This is a genomic window from Clostridium sp. MSTE9 (assembly GCF_000277625.1).
Lineage (GTDB): Bacteria > Bacillota > Clostridia > Oscillospirales > Acutalibacteraceae > Faecalispora > Faecalispora jeddahensis.
In genome coordinates this window covers 1-18,858 of record NZ_AKFU01000024.1, presented here as the reverse complement: position 1 = coordinate 18,858, position 18,858 = coordinate 1, and the positions used below count along the sequence as shown (strand labels likewise).

General features: G+C 53.3%; 16 protein-coding genes. 12 read left to right on the top strand and 4 right to left on the bottom strand.

The features are described 5' to 3' along the window. The first annotated feature begins 299 nt into the window (after window positions 1–299). The 5 genes from HMPREF1141_RS05330 to HMPREF1141_RS05310 all read left to right on the top strand — a co-directional run bounded on the left by HMPREF1141_RS05330 (window position 300) and on the right by HMPREF1141_RS05310 (window position 5,429). Window positions 300–752 (top strand): hypothetical protein, encoded by a 453-nt coding sequence (locus HMPREF1141_RS05330; RefSeq protein WP_009061909.1) that lies wholly within the window; start codon window positions 300–302, stop codon window positions 750–752. Between the two features lie 484 nt (window positions 753–1,236). Continuing rightward, complete coding sequence (locus tag HMPREF1141_RS05325; protein ID WP_009061895.1) at window positions 1,237–1,848, top strand: phosphatase PAP2 family protein; 612 nt, start codon at window positions 1,237–1,239, stop codon at window positions 1,846–1,848. Window positions 1,849–1,922: 74 nt separating this feature from the next. Then, window positions 1,923–2,717, top strand: coding sequence for a glutamate 5-kinase (proB, locus tag HMPREF1141_RS05320; protein ID WP_009061845.1), 795 nt, complete (start codon window positions 1,923–1,925; stop codon window positions 2,715–2,717). 217 nt (window positions 2,718–2,934) lie between these two features. Further along, window positions 2,935–4,188: a glutamate-5-semialdehyde dehydrogenase gene (locus tag HMPREF1141_RS05315; RefSeq protein WP_009061880.1), complete on the top strand. Its 1,254-nt coding sequence runs from the start codon at window positions 2,935–2,937 to the stop codon at window positions 4,186–4,188. Window positions 4,189–4,292: 104 nt separating this feature from the next. Beyond that, window positions 4,293–5,429, top strand: a complete 1,137-nt coding sequence (locus HMPREF1141_RS05310; protein WP_009061850.1) for a hypothetical protein — start codon at window positions 4,293–4,295, stop codon at window positions 5,427–5,429. A 177-nt stretch (window positions 5,430–5,606) separates the two neighbouring features. On the opposite strand, the gene HMPREF1141_RS05305 is transcribed toward HMPREF1141_RS05310, so the two are convergent. Genes HMPREF1141_RS05305 through HMPREF1141_RS05295 form a run of 3 tightly spaced genes read right to left on the bottom strand, consistent with a single transcriptional unit; the run spans window position 5,607 to window position 6,907 of the window. Continuing rightward, window positions 5,607–5,957 carry a hypothetical protein gene (locus tag HMPREF1141_RS05305; RefSeq protein WP_009061932.1) on the bottom strand — a complete coding sequence of 117 codons (351 nt, stop codon included), beginning with the start codon at window positions 5,955–5,957 and terminating at the stop codon, window positions 5,607–5,609. Between the two features lie 18 nt (window positions 5,958–5,975). Beyond that, on the bottom strand, window positions 5,976–6,632 hold the full coding sequence (locus HMPREF1141_RS05300) for a hypothetical protein (RefSeq protein WP_009061898.1): 657 nt from the start codon (window positions 6,630–6,632) through the stop codon (window positions 5,976–5,978). Between the two features lie 17 nt (window positions 6,633–6,649). After that, window positions 6,650–6,907, bottom strand: coding sequence for a hypothetical protein (locus HMPREF1141_RS05295; protein ID WP_009061936.1), 258 nt, complete (start codon window positions 6,905–6,907; stop codon window positions 6,650–6,652). 235 nt (window positions 6,908–7,142) lie between these two features. Here HMPREF1141_RS05295 and HMPREF1141_RS05290 point away from each other — a divergent pair, with 235 nt between their 5' ends. From HMPREF1141_RS05290 to HMPREF1141_RS05275, 4 genes are all read left to right on the top strand, one after another. Then, a complete protein-coding gene (locus HMPREF1141_RS05290; RefSeq protein ID WP_009061872.1) occupies window positions 7,143–7,610 on the top strand; it encodes a metallophosphoesterase in 468 nt (155 codons plus the stop codon). Between the two features lie 267 nt (window positions 7,611–7,877). Beyond that, complete coding sequence (locus HMPREF1141_RS05285; protein ID WP_035316594.1) at window positions 7,878–9,572, top strand: phospho-sugar mutase; 1,695 nt, start codon at window positions 7,878–7,880, stop codon at window positions 9,570–9,572. A 935-nt stretch (window positions 9,573–10,507) separates the two neighbouring features. After that, window positions 10,508–10,993: a hypothetical protein gene (locus HMPREF1141_RS05280; protein ID WP_155863516.1), complete on the top strand. Its 486-nt coding sequence runs from the start codon at window positions 10,508–10,510 to the stop codon at window positions 10,991–10,993. Between the two features lie 79 nt (window positions 10,994–11,072). Further along, window positions 11,073–12,281 (top strand): cofactor-independent phosphoglycerate mutase, encoded by a 1,209-nt coding sequence (locus HMPREF1141_RS05275; protein ID WP_009061871.1) that lies wholly within the window; start codon window positions 11,073–11,075, stop codon window positions 12,279–12,281. Between the two features lie 82 nt (window positions 12,282–12,363). On the opposite strand, the gene HMPREF1141_RS05270 is transcribed toward HMPREF1141_RS05275, so the two are convergent. Continuing rightward, window positions 12,364–13,113 carry an MBL fold metallo-hydrolase gene (locus tag HMPREF1141_RS05270; RefSeq protein WP_009061912.1) on the bottom strand — a complete coding sequence of 250 codons (750 nt, stop codon included), beginning with the start codon at window positions 13,111–13,113 and terminating at the stop codon, window positions 12,364–12,366. A gap of 413 nt (window positions 13,114–13,526) precedes the next feature. Between HMPREF1141_RS05270 and HMPREF1141_RS05265 the strand changes: the two genes are divergently transcribed. The 3 genes from HMPREF1141_RS05265 to HMPREF1141_RS05255 are packed head-to-tail and all read left to right on the top strand — an operon-like array spanning window position 13,527 to window position 17,244. Beyond that, the gene (locus HMPREF1141_RS05265; RefSeq protein ID WP_009061910.1) at window positions 13,527–15,269 is read left to right on the top strand and encodes an HlyD family efflux transporter periplasmic adaptor subunit; all 1,743 of its coding nucleotides are present in this window, start codon (window positions 13,527–13,529) and stop codon (window positions 15,267–15,269) included. After that, window positions 15,266–16,000, top strand: coding sequence for an ABC transporter ATP-binding protein (locus HMPREF1141_RS05260; RefSeq protein ID WP_009061892.1), 735 nt, complete (start codon window positions 15,266–15,268; stop codon window positions 15,998–16,000). Before HMPREF1141_RS05265 ends, HMPREF1141_RS05260 begins: the two co-directional genes overlap by 4 nt. Beyond that, window positions 15,997–17,244, top strand: coding sequence for an ABC transporter permease (locus tag HMPREF1141_RS05255; protein WP_009061877.1), 1,248 nt, complete (start codon window positions 15,997–15,999; stop codon window positions 17,242–17,244). The genes HMPREF1141_RS05260 and HMPREF1141_RS05255 overlap by 4 nt, the downstream gene beginning before the upstream one ends. Window positions 17,245–18,858: the final 1,614 nt, after the last annotated feature.

Genomic DNA, 18,858 nt, shown 5'->3' with positions numbered 1-18,858 from the left:
TTTTAATTTTTGAAAGATAATAAAATTTTTGACTGAGTAAAGGGAGATATTTCAGTTTTGAAAAAGGTAAGAACAAGATTATTAAGTGGAATAATCGCGTTATCTATTCTTGTATCTTAGGGCATTCCGGTTTATGCAAATGAAGGGATTATATCTGAAAAGAAATCTCAAATTGAGACTACAGCGCTTGAGAAAAAGTTTGAAAATATGTCTGTTGAACAACTCAACCAGTTCATCGATTCAATAGCAAGAAGTTCAATATGATCTAAATCGTGAAAAACTGGGGAGTGAATATCACTGTGAAGAAAAGGAAAATTTGGGTAATTATCGCCATTCTGGCTGTAATTTTGGTTGGCTCAATATGGACGGGAATTCAGCTGAAAAACGGCAGGGATTACTTTTTCGTCTTTCGGCAAAATTGGAATATTTCGATGCCCACAAATGCAAAACTGCTGTATCAAGCCAATAGCGAGGCCAATATTCATGGGGACGGCGAGCGGTACCATGTGTTTCAGTATGATAAGACTCCCGCATTTCCCGAATCAATGAAGCCAATTTCAGCTGTGCCGGAGGAAGAAAGGGAAGATGTATTAAAAATACTGTCCAGTGGAATCACGGTAGAGCAGAAATACCTTCCTGACTTTGACGGCGCAACACTGGGAATGAAAGCAAAGAAGAAAGGTAGCACCAGAATGTACCTTTATTACGTGGAATCCTCAAAAACACTGTATATGATCGAGCATTTTCTATAACCGGTATAGCAAAATAAAGTGAAAATTCCGAAGGCGGCTTTGATGCAATCAGAGCCGCTTTTCAATCTCAACTGTGCTTTTTTAACGGCTTTTTCGCAAAAACTTTTCACTTTTTCGCAGCTTTTATCCCTTGTGAGATATTTTCAGATAGGGTATAATAACTATAAGTAACCTATTATACCGCTGATTTGTAAATATATTACAACAGCGCGGTGCGTTTGTGGTATAATGACTTCATTCCGCATGCTGAAGCAAAGCTCCGGGGTGAAGAGCGTGTTGAACCGTCAGTCGAGGAATTTTACGGTCGGTCATGTATATAAATATCCACTCGTAAATGTATGGTATCATACTACATAAGACCATCGCCGCGCGGTGAATCATTGAATGACCTGAAATTGGGAATGAATGGTGTTTTAATGGATATGAAATCCCCGGGCCGTATTTGAGGCGGCTTTGTTCGAGGGGATCGGAAAGGAATTATTTGATGTTTGATCGGATACAGACAATCGATATAAAGATGCTGCGCATGATTCAGCGGAATTTTCGCTGCAGCCTGTTTGACGCAGTGATGCCGTACATTTCTCTGGTGGGAAATGTAGGTGCAGTGTGGGCAACTGTAATGGTTGTGTTTTTCCTGATGCCGCATTACCGGGAAGCCGGGGTTGTCATGTTCTTTGTTCTGGCCGCCTGCGGTGTGCTGACGAACTTTGTGCTTAAGCCCCTGGTGGCACGGCCAAGACCTTGCCATACATACCCGGACCAAAAGCTGCTGGTGAACCGGCCTACGGATTATTCGTTTCCGTCCGGTCACACGATGTCTTCCTTTGGCGCGGCGCTGATCATTTTCCACGCCAACCATGCACTGGGGATCGTCGCTTTTACGTTTGCTTTTTTGATGGCGTTTTCCCGCCTCTATTTATTTGTTCACTACCCGTCGGATGTGCTCACGGGAGTAGTGCTGGGGCTTTCTGCCGCCAGCGAGCCGCTGGTGCTGGTGTTCGCCGCGCTGTGCGCATGCGTGTACTGCGGCAAAACCCGCTACCGCAGGGGAGAGGAAGAAACCACCGCGGGAGTGGGGGAATCCGGAAACGGATAGGTTTTGTTTGGCATTGTATGAGCAGGCTCGGCCTGCTTTGCATATAGATAGAACCAGGAAAAGGAGTGAAAGGAATGTCTGAAATCACACAGGCCAAGCGGATCGTTGTTAAAGTTGGCACCTCAACCCTGACATACGATAACGGGAAGGCGAATTTCCGCACCATGGAGGAGCTCTGTAAGGTACTCAGCGACCTGCAGAATTCCGGTAAGGAAATGATCTTGGTTACCTCCGGAGCGCTGGCGATTGGCATGAGCAAACTGGGGTTGAAGGAACGACCGCGTGAGATCGAGAAAAAACAGGCAGTCGCGGCGGTGGGCCAGTGTGAGCTGATGTTCCTTTACGATAAATTCTTTGGGGAGTTCAACCACACTGTGGCTCAGGTTTTGCTGTCGAGCGACGTGATGATCGAGCAGATCAGCAAGCGGAATGTGCAGAACACCTTCCGGACCCTGCTCGATATGGGCATTATTCCGGTCGTGAATGAAAACGATACGGTGTCTATTGATGAGCTGATGGGCGCGCATATTGGCGATAACGATACGCTGTCCGCTACGGTGGCGGTACTGGCGGAGGCCGACCTTCTGGTGCTTCTGACCGACATCGACGGACTGTACGACGCCGATCCGAGGAAGGACCCCAATGCAAAAAGAGTCCCGCGAGTCGAAAAAATCACCGATGAGATCAAAGAACTCGGCGGCGGGGAAGGCTCTGCGAGAGGAACCGGGGGAATGCGCACCAAAATTTCTGCGGCTATGGTTTCTACTGCTGCAGGGATTCCGTGCGGCATCATCAACGGCGCTGCCCCGAAGGATCTGTACCGTCTGCTGGCGGGAGAAGACCTGGGGACGATATTCGAAGCGGAATAAAAACACATTGCGCGCGTACGCCCCATGCCTGTCCGGCATTGGTTTGCCCGGGCTCCTTGCGGGAGCCCGGGCAAAGGCAGCACCACAGAGGGTGCTGCCGGCGGCCGCGCGTTTTTTATACCCGTGGTTTTCTCGGGGAAGAATATTTTTAAATACACAAATATAAGATTTTCCGTTTTCCAAAACGGAACTGTTTCTCATAGAAAGGGGAAGCGCTATGACAAAGCTGCAGGAAATGGGCCAAAAGGCCAAGGCGGCCGCCCGTGTGCTGGCCAATGCCGGCGCCAAAAAAGACGCCGCGCTGATGAGCATTGCGGATGGTTTGGTTGCAAATGTGGAAAGAATAATCAGTGCAAATAAAATCGACCTTGAGCAGGCGCGCGCCGGCGGTATGAGTGAATCGATGCTCGACCGCCTGACATTGAACGAAGCCCGCATCAAAGATATGGCAGAGGGTGCGCGGCAGGTAGCCGCGCAGACAGACCCCATCGGCCGCATTCTCTCCGGTGAGGTTCGCCCCAACGGAATGAAAATCGAAAAGGTTGCCGTTCCCCTGGGCGTGATCGGCATGATTTACGAGGCCCGCCCCAATGTAACGGCGGACGCGGCGGTGCTGTGTCTGAAGGCCGGCAACGCGATTATCCTGCGCGGCGGCAAAGAGGCCATTCATTCCAACACTGCGATTACGGAAGTGATGCGCGACGCTGTAGAGAGTACCGGTCTGCCCCGCGACAGCATTCAGCTGATCGAGGATACCAGCCGCCAGAGCTCCGTGGAGCTGATGGGCCTGACCGAGTACCTCGATGTTCTGATTCCCCGCGGCGGAGCGGGCCTGATCCGCTCTGTGAAGGAAAACTCGCATGTGCCCGTTATTGAAACGGGTGTGGGCAACTGCCACGTATATGTGGACGACAGTGCCGATTTGGAAATGGCGGCGAGGATCATCTTCAATTCCAAAACCTCTCGCCCCTCCGTGTGCAATGCGGCGGAAACGCTGCTGGTTCACAGCGCGGTAGCGGAGAAATTTTTGCCTGTCGCGAAGAAAATGCTCGACGAGAAAAAGGTGCAGCTGCGTGCTGATGAGCGCGCCTTGCAAAACCTGGGAGCGTGCGATACAGTGATCCCCGCCGTGGAAGACGACTGGGCCACCGAGTTTTCGGATTATATTCTGGCAGTGCGCGTGGTGGATTCTCTGGATGAGGCGATCGAGCATATCTCGAAATATTCCTCCGGTCACAGCGAGGCGATTGTGACGAATAATTACGGGCACGCCCGGCAATTCACTTCCCGCGTGGATGCGGCTGCAGTGTATGTGAATGTTTCCACGCGCTTTACCGACGGCGGTCAGTTCGGGCTTGGGGCCGAAATCGGCATTTCCACCCAGAAACTGCATGCCAGAGGGCCTATGGGCGTCAATGAGCTGACATCTCAGAAATTCATTATTACCGGTGATGGGCAAATCAGAGAATAGTGACTCAGCATGACTTTATGTAAAAACAGCGATTCCTTCCCCACCTTTGGCGGGGATGGAATTCAGCGGCTTTTTTAAGATCGTTAGGATAAAAAGGAGAGGCCATGAACTCAGAGCAAAATGAAAAGAAGCAGGAACAGGCCGGGGAACACGGCGAGCTTCCGGAGGAACTAATAGAGGAAATCGATTTTGACCGCTTTGCCGAAAGCAAAAAGAGTGATGAGACGCAGGTTTCTTCGGACTACCGGTCGGCATATCAGAAAAAGCCGGAGAAACGGAAGAAATCCTCCAAACGCAGCCCGGAAGAAAAAAAGGTGCGCGCGGCGCTGGAGGCAGCGGAGCAGGCCAGGATCAAGGCACAGAAAATGGCGGCTGATCTGGCGCAGGCGGCGCAGGCTCCCGACCCCGAGCCGGAACCGGAGCTGGATGATTTTCTGCCGGAAGGCGAGACTGCCGGCCGTGAGGATATTCTGCTGATCAAGAAGGACTCGCGTTCGCCCGAGGAGCAGGAACAGGAGCAGCAGGAAATCGTGGAGAGTCCGGAAGCGGCGGCTGTACCCGCTGCCGCGGACCGGGTTCCGTCGCTTCGCAGGCGCGGTAAATACCGCTATGGAATCGGCATGGGAGCTTTGATCATGGTGCTCGCGTTTGTGGGCCTTTCGGTGATCGTGTGGGGTGTGAGCCAGCAGATTTACCGGGCCGTAACCGACGACAGTCAGCTGCGCGCGTACGATACCTTCCTGTCCCCGGTTGTGATGCAGGACCCCGAGCCGTTTGAAAGTCCCAAGGAAGCGGATGCCGAAATGATCATGAAGGCCTCACTGTGGCGCGCCGTGACGCAAAACGGAGCCCAGTACAACAGCTACGATGATCAGGGCCGTACGCTGGTTCCGCTTGGCGATGTAGTAGACGCCTGCCATGCTTTGTTTGGCCCGGACTGCGACCTGCAGCCGTCGAATCCCCAGGAGGAAACCTTCTTTGAATACGATTCGGAGCAAAACGTGTTCCGCGTTACTCCGTACAGCTCGCAGAGCAGCTTCTCCCCGTATACGGTCAACAGTAAAAAATCCGGCGATACCGTTATTCTGCGCGTCGGCTATGTGGTCGGTGACTGGCAGGACGGCACCGAGAGCGAAAGCGCTACTCCCGAGCCGGTGAAATATATGCAGTATGTTCTGAAGAAAACCGCGGACGGCAAAAGCGAATATGTGACGGCTGTCCGTGCTGACAATGCGTCTTAACTAAAATGAGCCCGGGCCTATGGCCCGGGCTCAACCAATCGAAGCGTTTTACCATCTTTGGAGGGAAGAAGAGAAGTGCGTAAGTATGGCTGGCGGCCGACTCTCGTAAAGATTTTTCCTCTCTCAAAGTAGGAGAAAATGGAACTCTATCAGAGGAACTTCTAAAAACCGAAATTTTTAAATAATCAAATACATCAGCGCAAAGATCAGGCCGGTATCGGCCTTTTCCGAAACAAGAATTAAAAGCAGAACCAGAATCAGTGTGCGTTCGCCGTCCTGCAGCAGCCCGTCAAACAGGTTTGAAAGCGTGCTGGGCTGTGGGAGCGGTAAGGCGGGCGGCGCTCCATGTGCAGGGGAAGAATCATGATGGCGCTGTGGCTGTGGCTCAGGCTCGGGCTTTTGGGGCTCCGTGGGTGCGGCCTGCTGTGAGCGAGTCAGGCTTTGCTGGGCGCGGTTCTGCATTTCACGCACCCGGCGGATGGCGTCCTGCTGCATGCGCTGCATATCGTTGGTATCGTTGGTCGCCACTGCGAAATCCCCCTTCCGTTACAGAATTCCCTGCCCGCGGAGTACCGGCAGCAGGCGCAGCATCGAAAGCATTTTTATGGCTTCATCCACCTTCTTCTGGCGCTCCGGCCCTAGAAGAGGACGCAGGGCGTGCAGCAGCCGGGTATTGTTGTCTTCCTGCCGGAAGGTAGAAAGCAAAGGCAAAATTTTCGAGACGACTTGCAGGGTGTCGCCGTCCAGCCCGCCACCCCCGCCCCCGCCCAGCAAGCCGGAGAGCGCACCGAGTCCTCCGCCGCCCCCGTTTCCACCCAGAAGGCCGGCGAGTGCGCCGAGTCCTCCTCCGCCATCGCCCCCGCCGCCCAAAAGGCCCGACAAGGCATTCAGGCCGCCTGCACCGCCAAGGCTTGACAGCAGCGAGCTGAGCTTTGCGGTATCCAGCCCGCCGGGCGCGCCGGGGGACTGGGGTATGTTTCCGCCGCCCGGAGCGGCAGAACCGGCGTTCCCCAAAAGACCGGCCAGACTACTCAGGTCCAGCCCCTGAAGAGGGTTATTGCCGGCAGGTGCGTTCTGCCCCGGAGGCGTGGGGGTGTTAGGTGTGGAATTCCCCAGCCCCAGCGAGGCCGCCAGACTATTCAGTTGCTGCATGGCCTGTGGGTCGCTGAGCAGCTCGTTGATTTTGCTGGTGAGATCATCCATACCCTCACACCCTTTTCTTATTTCTGTCCGTTCAGGCGGCGCATCAAATCCTGCGCCTGCGGTGAGCTGATCAGCTTTTGAATTGCCTGCTGGTCGTTCAGCACCTTTTGCAGTGCAGCTGCGTCATTCGGGTTCATGTTCTGCATCAGAGCGGGCAGGTTTCCGTTTTCCGCGTACTGCATGATTTCGTCCGGACTTTTGCCAAGGCGCTGCGCAAGCAGATTCAGCAGAAGCTGTTTTTCGTTGGCTTGGTTGGATTGGTTCGATTGCATCATTATCACCCCTTTTCCTATGATATGAATGAGAGGTTCGGGATATGAAAGTTAAAGCACAAAACACTTTAAAATCGGCAGTTCTGCCTCCGTCTTCGGCGGGGAAAGAACCCGAAGCGCCGATTTGAAGAAAAGGACAATACTTTTTTTGAATCGGCAGTTCTTTTACCGCCGTTGATCAGAAAAGAACTGTAAAACTGGTTGAGTGAAAAGCGGCATTGTGATAGAAGGAGGTTCCATGAGAATTTTAGTTGTGTCAGATACACATGGAGATCGGCAGACCCTGCACCGCGTGATTTTGTCGCAGCCGAAGGCCGAGGTGGTGATCCATCTGGGGGATGGGTGCGACGACATGGAGGATGAACGCTTTGTCCATCCGGAAAAGATGTTTTTACAGGTGCGCGGCAACTGCGATTGGGGATCCGCACTGCCCCCGCTGGGGGAAATCCAGTTGGAAAACCGCAAGATTTTCTATACCCACGGTAATTTATACAATGTAAAATACACACTGGATGAAATCAAGCTGGCCGCACGTCTGCAAAAAGCAACGATTTTGCTGTTCGGGCATACACATGTACCATACACGGAGTATGATAACGGACTGTACGTGATGAATCCGGGTTCTCTGCGCGGAGCAGATGCCAGCTACGGCATTGTGGATTTGACGCCGCAGGGCGTGGTAACGAATGTGATCCGTGCGAATTAGGGTGGAAGAGAACTCGAAATTCAGAGGCCAAAAGGGTTCTCGTACGGGTGGGTAAGACGTCAGGTTTGCCGCCTTGTTTCGCATTGACAAAATGGTGTGCCGATGCTACTCTAAGGATAGATGATCCGACTTGAAAAAGGGCTTACTGGAATACGGAAATTTCTTCTCTGTCGTAAGCGGGGGAGGAAATCAATGGTTTGTTTTCAAGTAGAAGGATGATACAAATAACGTCTTTTGATCGGGCGAAAGGAAAGGAACGTACCGGATATGACAGAATATGAGAGATGGCGCAATACCCCTTTGGAAGACCCGAAGCTGACTCAGGAGCTGGAAGACATTGCCGATCAGCCGGAGGAGATCAACGACCGGTTTTACCGCGATCTGGAATTTGGAACGGGCGGCTTGCGCGGCGTGTTGGGCGCGGGAACCAACCGGATGAATATTTACACCGTGCGGAAAGCAACCCAGGGCCTCGCGAATTATCTGAATAAAAAGAAACCCGGCGGCGCGGTGGCAATTGCCCACGACAGCCGGATCAATTCCGAGCTTTTTGCAAGGGAGGCCGCAGGTGTTCTGGCGGCCAGTGGCATTACGGCTCATCTGTATCCCGAGCTGATGCCCACTCCCGCTTTGTCCTTTGCGGTGCGTTACCTGCACTGTGACGCGGGCATCAACATAACGGCGAGCCATAATCCCGCCAAATACAACGGCTACAAGGCGTACGGCAGCGACGGCTGCCAGATTGCGCTGGAAATGGCCGACCGCGTACTGGAGGAGATCAACAGTCTCGATATTTTCAGCGACGTCAAACATATCTCTTATGAGGAAGGCGTGGAGAAGGGCCTGATTCGGACGATTCCGCAGGAGGTAACGGATGCGTATATAGAGGCCGTGAAGAGCCAGAGCCTGCTCCGCGATATCGATGGCGGCCTGAAGGTGGTTTATACGCCGCTCAACGGTGCGGGACGCATGTGTGTAACTCGCGTGTTGAAAGAAATCGGCATTAGCGATGTTACGGTCGTTCCCGAGCAGGCAGAGCCGGACGGAAACTTCCCCACCTGCCCTTATCCGAATCCGGAATTCCGCGAGGCGCTGCAAAAGGGACTCGACCTCAGCGAACGCCTGCAGCCCGATTTGCTGCTGGCAACTGACCCCGACAGCGATCGCGCGGGCATTGCCGTGCGGCACAATGGTGAATTCGTGCTGCTCAACGGCAACGAGGTCGGTGTTCTTCTGCTGGATTTTGTGGCGCGCATGCGCCGCCAGAACGGTACCATGCCGGAGCATCCGGCGGTGGTCAGCACGATCGTCAGCACCGACATGAACGAGGCCGTCACGGCGGAATACGGGATCGAGCTGTTCAAGGTGCTTACCGGATTCAAATACATCGGTGAAAAAGTCGGGGAATTGGAGGCCAAAGGGGAGCGGGACCGCTTTATTTTCGGCTACGAGGAGAGCTACGGATATCTGGCGGGCAGCTATGTGCGCGATAAGGATGCCGTAAACGCCAGCATGCTGATCTGCGAAATGGCGCTCTATTACAAGCGTCAGGGCAAAACGCTGGTGGAAGCAATGGGCAATCTGTACCAAAAACACGGCTATTATATCAACGATCTGCTGAACTTCGCGTTTGAAGGGCAGGACGGCATGAATAAGATGTCCGGCATGATGGATGCGCTGCGGAAAGCCGCACCGGAGCAGATCGCGGGCTACCGCGTGATCGGCCACAGCGATTACGAGACCAGGATTCGCTTTGACGGCGAGGAGCAGAGCCCCATTGATCTGCCGAAATCAAACGTTCTGGAGTACCGTATGGAGAACGGCTGCAAGCTGATGGTGCGTCCTTCCGGCACGGAGCCGAAGATCAAGATTTATCTTTCCGCACGCGGCGCGCATCGGGAAGATGCTCTTGAGATCATCGGTAAGCTGAAAGAAGCGTCGCCGAAGCTGCTTGGAATTTAAGGTTTTGTGTAATTTGTGTAAAAAATAGATTAATCCGTTGACAAATCCGATAGGCGGGGTTATACTATAAACAAGTTATACAGGACGGACAAACGGAGCCCGCGCGATATATTGGAATCAGCGCCATGCGAAAGCATACCGGGCCGGCAGCAGCCGGAACGGCCAGGTCTGTATAATGAAAAGATGATTCAGCAGCTAAGAGAAATCTTAGCTGCTTTTTTGCAGGTTAAACCTGCACATACATCGCGGGGCAGCTCAGATAAAAGCTTCCGCTTCGCGCTCCATTCGTCGCGCATGCGCTGGCTGTTTTTGCGCGGAAGTAGCCTTTCGTCCTGTAAGCATTATTTTTATCTTTATGGGTTGCCCGTGTGAATTCTGCTGGCACGAGGGGCAAGCCTGCGCCAGCAGAATTTTTATGTGAGACAAGTCATAGAAAAATTCACCTTTCAAATCAACGCTGAAAAAAGGAACAATTTTTCGCTATGGCACGAAGAGGGGAGCGGGCAGAGTTTGCAAAAACAGGGATGAATATTAATTATTTGTTAAATATAAGTAAATTTGCAAATAGACTATTGACAAATCGGATAAGTGGGGTTATACTATAAACAAGTTATACAGGACAGACAAACGGAGTCTGCGCGAAATATTGGAATCAGCGCCATGCGAGAGCATACCGGGCCGGCGATAGGCCGGAACGGTAAGGTCTGTATAATGAAACGATCATTCAGCGGCAAAGAGAAATCTTGGCTGCTTTTTTTATTTGTCCGCGGCAAACAGAGTTTTGCCTGCGGGCTTTTTGCTGTTTTATGGGAGCAGAATCAAGTATCCCTATTGCCGCAGGAATGCTGCCGGTAGTATAATGAATGCGATATGGTGGAAAGAAGTATCTGCGGGGAGGGCGCAGCCCTGTCCTGCGGCAGAACGGAGGAAATGGAATGGACGGTTTTCGAAACTGGACGGTTACCGTAGACGGTCAGCCGCACGAGGTCGGGATTAAATTTGGATTGTTTCGCGCCACGGTGCATGTGGACGGCGAACGGCGCGCCGCGAAAAGCAAGAATCAGTTTGTTCGGGTGATCGACGAGGATCTGTCTGTGGACGGCAAGGATATCCGGATCACGGCGATGGGCAATTCTGTTGACGTGGCTGTGGATGGCGTTTACCTGAGATCCGGCAAGCCGTACGTGCCGATGTCGCTGATTCCCGTTTGGGCCACGGTAATGATTCCGGTGCTGATGGCGACGGGCCTTTTGCTGTTTGGCGTTTTGGGTTTTGCTTTAGGGCTGCTGGCCGGTGTGCTTGCGCTGCATCAGTCGCTCCCGATTTCGGGCAAAAGCAGGCTGCCCTTGTGCGGCGCCATCTATGCCGTTACGCTTGTGATCCAATTGGTCGGCGGAATTTACAGCCAAGGCTGGTTATGACTGCCGGACGGTTTGAAATCCGGTGCGGATTGTGTTAGAATAGACTAAACTCTAAATCATACGGAAGGGACAACTCTCTATGAAATACGTAGTTTTGTTGTGCGATGGAATGGCGGACTATCCGGTTGAGGAGCTGGGCGGAAAAACCCCCATGCAGGCCGCCCACAAGCCCTATATGGATTCTTTGGCAAAGAAGTCACAGGTTGGCCTGGTCAAGACGGTGGCGGATCACCTGAAGCCCGGCAGCGACGTGGCAAACCTGTCGGTTCTGGGGTACGACCCCGCAGTCTACTACACCGGCCGCTCTCCTCTGGAGGCAGGCAGTATCGGCATCGATATGAAGCCCACGGATGTTTCGTTCCGCTGCAATCTCGTCACGCTTTCGGACGAGCCTGAATACGCCGACAAGACGATTCTGGATTATTGTGCTGACGATATTTCCACCGAGGAAGCGGAAATCCTGATCAAATATCTGGCGGAGCACTTCGACAGCGAGGAGTTCCGACTGTACAGCGGCGTCAGCTACCGTCATTGCCTGATCTGGAATAACGGCACGCTGGAAGTCGGCACTTTGACACCGCCGCACGATATTACCGGCAAGCCGATCCGCGAGTATATTCCCACGCACCCCAACGCGGCCAAACTGTATGATATGATGGTGAAATCATATGATCTGCTGAAAGATCACCCGGTGAACCGGGCGCGTGTGGCGCGCGGCCAGCGCCCGGCCAACAGCATGTGGCTTTGGGGCGAGGGCGTTCGCGCACAGCTTTCTCCGTTCGAGGAGAAATATGGCCTGAAAGGCTCGATGATCTCCGCGGTCGACCTGCTCAAGGGGATCGGCAAGTTCTCCGGCATGCACGTGGTGCATGTGGAGGGCGCTACCGGTTACATCGATACCAACTTTGAGGGCAAGGCGCGGGCCGCGCTGAAAGAGCTGGCAGACGGCCAGGATTTTGTGTACATTCATGTGGAAGCCCCCGACGAGTGCGGGCATCGCCACGAAATCGAGAATAAGGTAAAATCCATAGAATACATTGACGGCCGGATTTTGAAGCTGCTGCTCGAGGATATGGAGCAGTACGACGATTACAGCATTCTGGTGGTGCCGGATCACCCGACGCCGCTGGCGCTGCGCACCCACACGAACGACCCCGTGCCGTTCCTGATTTACCGCAAAAGCAAGGAATGCCCCGGCGTAGACTGCTTCTCGGAGGAATCCGCGGCTGCGACCGGTCTGCGTGTGGACACGGGCCACCTGCTCATGGAAAAATTCATCAAGGGATGATTCCGCCTTCGCGGGATTTCCTGCGTAAAAAAGCGCGGAAGGGGTACTCCCTTTCCGTGCTTTTCATTCTTTTGGGGCAGCGTTATTCCACGTCAAAGAGAAACGGCTGGCCCTGATGGGTGAGCACCTGCACCCGGCTCAAATAGTCCTGTGCTTCGGGCTGGCGGCGCAGCCAGTCAAATACCTCATATTGATCGCGGAAGTGCATCGGAACGACGTGGTGGGTATCCGTTGCACGCATCAAGTAGTCCAGCCCTTTCCAGTAGGTTCCCTCAAGCCGCCCGTCCAGCGGGACGAACGCCAGATCGATCTGTTCCCCCGCAATGCAGTCGATCTGCTCTTTGTAATCCTGTTCCATCTGGCGGCGGTACGCGTCGCTTTCGCCCTCCCAGTCCCAGAAATTCAGGTCGCCGGCATGGTAGATGACAGCGCCCGGTATGCGGATCAAAAACGCTACGCCCTGGTCGGTAGACAGCAGCGTGCGGATTACCAGGCCGTTCCACTCGTATTGCTGACCGGCTTGAACCGTTAACACGAAGTCGGACGAAAGGCCGTGCGGAGCGGGAACGTCATCGGAAAGAACATAGTGAATCCCCGGAAGCTCTTCCTGCCAGGTGAAAATACTTTTATCAAAATGGTCATAGTGCGCGTGAGAAACGAATACCGTTACAGGCAGGCCAAATTCGCGTATCTGCTGAAGATCGAGCCGGCCGGAATCCAGAGAGCCGGTGCGCGGTTCCCCTGCGTACGGGTAATAATCAAAAATAAAGCAATGGGTTTGCGTCTTTAAGACGAACGCGCTGTTATACAAATACCATCCTTGCAGCTTCATGGGGTTCCTCCTTTGTATCTTGGGGCGCAAGCGCCGTTCTGTTTTTTTTATTTTATTTTCTTTCACCTGCACCGCGATGTGTCAGCGGCCTCAAACCCACCGGGGTCCACCTGCTTTGCAGCTATTTTACCACAAAAAGGCTGCGGAGAAAACTACCGTTTTCCCCATATGGTATTTCTTTCAAATACTTTTGCCTTGACATTCAAAATAAATACTCTTATTATATAGTTAATGTCATTAACAATTTTCGCAGGGCGCCTGTTGCAAAATTATGACTATTCTGTAAAATTATGATGAGCCGCGCTCCCATAATTAAAATCGATTGATTTTATCGAAAAATTAGTGTATTATTGTACTAATCGAGTAATACAAATGAGCGTAAGGTTCGCATTTTTCCATTGGAGGATAACGCCGTGAAAAAAAAGAAAGTAATCATTATTGCCGGTGTTGTGGTGATCGGAATCGCAGCAGCGTTTGCGGTTTTTTCCCAGAAGGGACCGACGCCTACACCGGTTCAGACTGAGACGCTGGCCGAACAGACGCTGCGCGGCACCGTGGAAGCCAGCGGCAATGTGGAAAGCACCGATACGGTTTATGTGTATGCCGAGGTGTCTGCCCCGATTGAGAGTGTGCCGGTGAAGGTGGGCGACAAAGTCGCCGCCGGGCAGCTGCTGGCGCAGCTGGACGATACCGACATACATAATACCCTGCAGCAAAAGCAAATTGCTCTGCGTACCGGTTCGGAAAGCTCACAGCAGCGGATTCAGTCCGCAGAGAAAAACTATCAGGACGCCAAGAACAATCTGGATCAGGGACTCAACGCCCAGATCAACACTGCGCAGGATCAGGTGACAAATACCCAGCGCACGCTCAGCAAGGCGATTGACGACCGCGACGTCAACCAGGCCCGGGTGGATCAGGAAATGAAAAACCAGCTGGTGTCGGCAACTGCCAGCGCAACTACCGCCAAGGCGGCCTATGACCGGGCGGAAAAGGAATACAATAAGGCGAAAAAAGAGTTTAAGGATGAGCTGGACGATCTGAAGGATGAGCTGAAAGAGCTCAAGAAGGACGGAGCGAGTCAGACTGAGATTGACGCCAAGCAGAAGGAAATCGACGACTTTGAAGAAAACAATGGATTTATTGATGATACCACAGGGGCCTTTACCTCGGTAAAGGTGTTAAAGCAGGCGTATGAGGACGCGCAGCTCGCCTACAATAACGCGCAGAAGGCGCTCAATGCCGCTACCATCGATGCGCAGAACGCCTCCACAGACAAGATGAAGAACTATGTGAAAGCGGTTGAGGATGCGCAGCTTGCCTATGACAGTGCCGTGCAGTCGCTCAAAGCGGCGCAGACCGCGGCCAGCCAGTCGCTGGACAGCGCCAAGGACGCCGTTACCTCGGAAAAAATAGCGGCGAACACGGAATCTTTGCAGGCAGAGATTCAAACCCTCAACGATAACCTGAAGAAATGCACTGTCACCGCGCCCGCCGCCGGAACGGTTACCGCCGTGTACGCGGAGGAAAACGCGACCGCGACCGGCCTGATGTTCACGATCGAGAACACAGAGGGGCTGCAGGTAAAGGTGAAAGTGAAGGAATACGACCTGCCTTCCATCAAAGAGGGAATGAAGGCCGTCATTACGGCGGACGCCACCGGCGATGTGGAGTACGAGGGCATCGTGCAGAAGATCGCCCCGGCCGCTGTCGGCTCGGGCAGTGCCGCGACAGGCACGGCTGCCGCTGCGGCTGCGACCGGCAGCAATGTGGAATTTGAAGCCGATGTTTTGATTCAGACGCCGGATACGCCCTTGCGCATTGGCATGAGCGCCAAGGCGAAGATCATCACACAGGAAAAGACCGACGTTCTGTCGGTTCCCTATGATGCGCTGACCACGAACGAAAAGGGCGAAACCGTTGTTTACACCCCGAAAAAACAGGCTGATGACACCTATCAGGCGGTGGCGATCCCGGTCAAGACCGGGCTTGAGACCGACTTGTCCATAGAGGTTTCCGGTGAGGGCCTCACGGCGGGAACGCCGGTGATCACCGATGCAAAATCCATGTCGCCCGGGCTGCTCATTACGGTGACAAACGGCGCGTCGGCTTTGGCGGACGCGGTGAGCGGCGCTTCCGGGGAGGCTTCGTCATGAGCGGGAAAACCATCATCGAAATGCACGACATTATCAAAACGTATTATCTCGGCACGCCCAATGAGCTTGAGATTCTGCATGGCATCAATCTGAATGTATACGACGGCGAATTTGTTTCCATCGTGGGCGCGTCCGGTTCGGGCAAATCGACCCTGATGAACCTGATCGGCGCGCTGGACCGCCCGACCTCCGGCGAATACCTGCTGGACGGCGTTTCGACCCGCGACATGCCGAGCAATCAGCTTTCCGACATCCGCAACCGCAAGATCGGCTTTGTGTTCCAGACCTTTAACCTGATCCCGCGTTCCACTTCGCTGGGCAACGTGGAGCTGCCGATGCTGTATGCCGGCGTTCCCCACGCAAAGCGGGTGGAGCGGTCGAAAAAGCTGCTGGAGCTGGTGGAGATGTCGGAACGGGCCCGCCACATGCCGAATGAGCTTTCGGGCGGCCAGAAGCAGCGTGTGGCGATTGCCCGCGCCATGGCAAACGACCCTTCCATTATTCTGGCCGACGAACCTACCGGTGCGCTTGACAGCTCTACCGGCCGCCTGGTAATGGATTTGTTTCACACGCTTCACGAGAAAGAGAAGAAAACGATCGTACTGATTACCCATAACCAGGAGCTGGCCGAGGAAACAGACCGCATCATCACCATCCGCGACGGCTACATTGTCAGCGACGTGGATAATCGCGGAAACGTACACCGCCCGGAACAGGAGGCGGTCGTATGAATCTGATGGAAAACGTTCGCCTTGCGGTAGCCGGGCTGGTCGCGAACAAAATGCGTGCCCTGCTCACCATGCTGGGCATCATCATCGGCATCGGCTCTGTAATCGCGATCTCGTCCGTTGGCTCGGCAATGACAAATTCGGTCAGCAGCGCGCTGGAGACCTTTGGAATTACCAACATTGAGGTGTATGTTTCCCCTCGCGATAACGCAAGGAGCATCTCGATGGATTCGGATGACCTGATGAGCGACGATATGATCGAGAAGTATCAGGAGCGGTTCAAGGACCGGATCAACGGCATCGGCCTTTCGCGCAGCGTTGGCTCCGGTACGATCAAATTCCGCGGTGAAACCTATAAGGTGAATGTGTCGGGGGTCAATCCGGGCTACGCCGTTACGAGCAACATCAAAATCAAAAGCGGACGCTTTCTGACGGATCGCGATGTGCAGCGCGGCAATAATCTTGCCGTAATCTCGGAAAAGCTGGCCGCGATTTTGTTCCCCGGCAACTCCAATCCGCTGGGCGAGCAGATCAAGGTGAGCCTGGATACAGGCCGTGAGACCGTTACCGTGGTAGGGATTTACGAGGATGTGTCGGTTGGCAACGAGGCCATGCAGGCGATGATGGGCGTTACCGATACCACGAATATGTACCTGCCCCTCGGCGCGGCCACGCGGATTCTGAACACCAATGACGGCTATTCCTCCTTTACGGTCAGCGCGCTGATGGGTTCGGATTATTCAAAAACCAGCCTGGACAGCCAGGAGTTTTTCAACCAGTGGTACTCAAATAACGAGACGGTCATGGTGCGCGCCATGAGCTATGATTCTCAGCTGACGGAAATGAACAATATCATGAACACCATGTCGCTGGCAATCGCGGTCATTGCGGGGATTTCGCTTCTGGTAGGCGGCATCGGCGTTATGAACATTATGCTGGTATCCGTGACCGAGCGTACCCGTGAAATCGGTATCCGCAAGGCGCTGGGCGCGAAAGACAGCGCGATCCGGATTCAGTTTATTGTGGAATCGATGATCATTTGTGTGATCGGCGGTGCGCTGGGAATTATAACCGGCGGCGCGCTGGGGTATCTGGGAGGAGTGCTGATCGGTCAGCCGGTGGTGCCGACGATTGCCTCTATTGCGGTGGCGGTCGGCTTCTCTATGGCGATCGGCCTGTTCTTTGGGTATTACCCCGCCAACAAGGCCGCAAAGCTCGACCCGATCGAAGCGCTGCGTTATGAATAAAAGCAAGATTTGATCAGAAAGCCCCTTGGGGCAGAAAAAATCCTCTCCTGTTTTCAGGAGAGGATTTTTGTTGTGGGTGAATCCGCACACGGACGGTGTGCGCGGCAATCGTGTTCCTACAGACAGCGGCGCGGCGGAGCCGGGACCACATAGCTCTGGGGAGAGGCCTGCGGTTTTTAAGAGAGGCAGATCAATCATTGGGAATTCGGATTGACATTTCAATTTTCACAGAAACCCGGCCCGCTTTGCCTTGTCTGTAAGGCAACAAAAAAGCACTGGTTACGAATCATTCCCCTCACAAAGGGGGACTCCCATAACACAGCGCCACTATATAAGTGCAACGCACAACCCGGACGGAAAACCCATTTAAAGGCACCCCCCTGTACAAAAGGGGAAAAATGGGTTATAATTGTGCTTGCAAATCGCAGCGAAAGCTGTTGTTATGGAGGTGTACTCTCCGTAGCAGGGGGCGGGGTGGTGCTAGCACCCCGTTCCCGCTTTGCACTTAATCGTACCTTACAGAATGAGAATACCATTTTATGGGGAAGATTGCAAGATAAATTATAAGAATGAGAAAAATTATCACATCATCAATAAAAACGCCGGGTTTTTTGAACATCCGGCGCTTTTTTTATTTGCAGGCTAAGTCTGTGAGCGCATCGCGGCAGTCCTCTTTCATTATGATGAATGGGCTATTGTTTGAGCGTATCGTCAAATGGAAAGGAAAGAAGGTTTTCAACAAACTGTTAACTGATAGTTGAAAACTTAATTGATTCAACGTTAAGTTGTAAAGTTTTTTTTCTGCGGTTGTTTTTGCGATGTGCGTACAGACGCGGCCTGTCTGCTGGCACGGGCTTGCTCCCTCATGTCGGGGTGGTTTTTTTTATTTGACAGAGGTTTTTCGTTCGTGAGAGAGTGAGTTGTTTTTTTTGCAGGTTTTTTCGCGATGTGCGTGCAGGCGCAGCTTGCCTGCTGGCGCAGGCTTGCCCCTCGTGCCGGGGTGTTTTTTTTATTTGACGGAAGTTTTTTCGTTCGCGAGAGAGCGGGTTATTTTTTTTGCAGGTTTTTTCGCGATGTGCGTGCAGGCGCGGTCTGTCTGCTGGCGCAGGCTTGCCCCTCAGGCCGGGGCAGGCCCTTCCTTTCTTGACGAAAAGAAAGGAAGCAAAGATTCGCCAAGGGGGGAGTTTCGATTCTCTCCCCCTTGGAACCCCCACTCAACGACCAAAGGCGCTGCCTTTGGAAACCGGGAGAAGCTCCCGCTCTGGTTCTTACTCACGCACAGGCACAGCCTGCGCGTGAAGCGGGTTTGTAAGGAAAGCTTTCACGCCTGCAACTGGTACGGAAAGTGTTCTCAAGCCAATAAAAAAATGCGGCGAAGCCGCATTCCCCACAAAACTGGGAGCTAACGAGAGCGCTCTGAAAATGCCCGCCGACAGACGAGAATGCTAAGCTTGTTTCTTGATGAAGTTCGGAGAGTGGGCACTTTCATTGGAGCGCCTTACGGATAGTTATTGTTTGCACTTACAAGGACCGTTCCCCAAACGGATTCCAAATGTGTCCTTTGGAAGGCCTTTGCTTACTTTCGTCCTTTCACGAAAGTAAGTGCCCGCCCCG

Coding starts and splice junctions, on each gene's coding strand:
- HMPREF1141_RS05285 (WP_035316594.1), top strand. CDS start 7,878: ATGACAGAATATGAGAGATGGCGCAATACCCCTTTGGAAGACCCGAAG.
- HMPREF1141_RS05280 (WP_155863516.1), top strand. CDS start 10,508: ATGGACGGTTTTCGAAACTGGACGGTTACCGTAGACGGTCAGCCGCAC.
- HMPREF1141_RS05310 (WP_009061850.1), top strand. CDS start 4,293: ATGAACTCAGAGCAAAATGAAAAGAAGCAGGAACAGGCCGGGGAACAC.
- HMPREF1141_RS05275 (WP_009061871.1), top strand. CDS start 11,073: ATGAAATACGTAGTTTTGTTGTGCGATGGAATGGCGGACTATCCGGTT.
- HMPREF1141_RS05325 (WP_009061895.1), top strand. CDS start 1,237: ATGTTTGATCGGATACAGACAATCGATATAAAGATGCTGCGCATGATT.
- HMPREF1141_RS05260 (WP_009061892.1), top strand. CDS start 15,266: ATGAGCGGGAAAACCATCATCGAAATGCACGACATTATCAAAACGTAT.
- HMPREF1141_RS05300 (WP_009061898.1), bottom strand. CDS start 6,632: ATGGATGATCTCACCAGCAAAATCAACGAGCTGCTCAGCGACCCACAG.
- HMPREF1141_RS05295 (WP_009061936.1), bottom strand. CDS start 6,907: ATGATGCAATCGAACCAATCCAACCAAGCCAACGAAAAACAGCTTCTG.
- HMPREF1141_RS05270 (WP_009061912.1), bottom strand. CDS start 13,113: ATGAAGCTGCAAGGATGGTATTTGTATAACAGCGCGTTCGTCTTAAAG.
- proB (WP_009061845.1), top strand. CDS start 1,923: ATGTCTGAAATCACACAGGCCAAGCGGATCGTTGTTAAAGTTGGCACC.
- HMPREF1141_RS05255 (WP_009061877.1), top strand. CDS start 15,997: ATGAATCTGATGGAAAACGTTCGCCTTGCGGTAGCCGGGCTGGTCGCG.
- HMPREF1141_RS05315 (WP_009061880.1), top strand. CDS start 2,935: ATGACAAAGCTGCAGGAAATGGGCCAAAAGGCCAAGGCGGCCGCCCGT.
- HMPREF1141_RS05290 (WP_009061872.1), top strand. CDS start 7,143: ATGAGAATTTTAGTTGTGTCAGATACACATGGAGATCGGCAGACCCTG.